Origin of the sequence: Halorubrum tibetense (assembly GCF_042661865.1) — an archaeon.
Classification (GTDB): domain Archaea; phylum Halobacteriota; class Halobacteria; order Halobacteriales; family Haloferacaceae; genus Halorubrum; species Halorubrum tibetense.
This window is the reverse complement of sequence record NZ_JBHSWW010000711.1, coordinates 1-537: the sequence shown is the minus strand read 5'-3', so window position 1 is coordinate 537 and position 537 is coordinate 1. Positions and strand designations below refer to the sequence as shown.

Annotated in this window: 2 protein-coding genes; both read right to left on the bottom strand. The window is 49.3% G+C overall.

Features of this window, described 5'->3' with window-relative positions:
- The coding region (locus ACFQEU_RS17885; RefSeq protein WP_465261195.1) for a chromate transporter at nucleotides 1-207 on the bottom strand (207 nt) is incomplete at its 3' end.
- 148 nt (nucleotides 208-355) lie between these two features.
- Nucleotides 356-537, bottom strand: a 182-nt coding sequence (locus tag ACFQEU_RS17880) for a hypothetical protein (RefSeq protein ID WP_379784348.1), incomplete at its 5' end; no start/stop codon positions are given.

Genomic DNA, 537 nt, shown 5'->3' with positions numbered 1-537 from the left:
TAACCAACCAATGTAGGTGGCTAACTGTTGCGCCTCTGGGCCGGGTAGCACCATGGTGTAATTGAGCGCATGCAGAAACCGATGCTCGGAAATCCAACGGCGTTTTTCCACCAACTCCTGGTGCATCATACTGATTTGACCCGCCGGCCCACCAAAGCTGATAAAGCCCAACTTTAGCCAGTAATAAAAGGCGTCTAACAGCGACACTGGCGGTGGTCTGTCTGCGTGTTTATCGATCATCTGATCATTCCGATTGGCTTTATCTTCGCGCGGTTCAACGGTTAATAAATAAAGTAGATGGCCTAAGCGCGCATATTCAGCACGCCAAAGATCGAGTCACACGCCAACAAAACGGTTAGTAACCTTTTTTATGGTGGCGCGATTGCTTCTGCACCTTGCCAATCATTTTGCCAAAGGCTTTATCTTTAGCGCGCTTCTCGGCAAGGGTGGCAGTGTTGAGCGCCTGCTCGCGCTGTAATTTTCTGTAGCTATCCAACCGACGCTGGGATAATGCATTTTCTGCTATCGCCTTTTGTA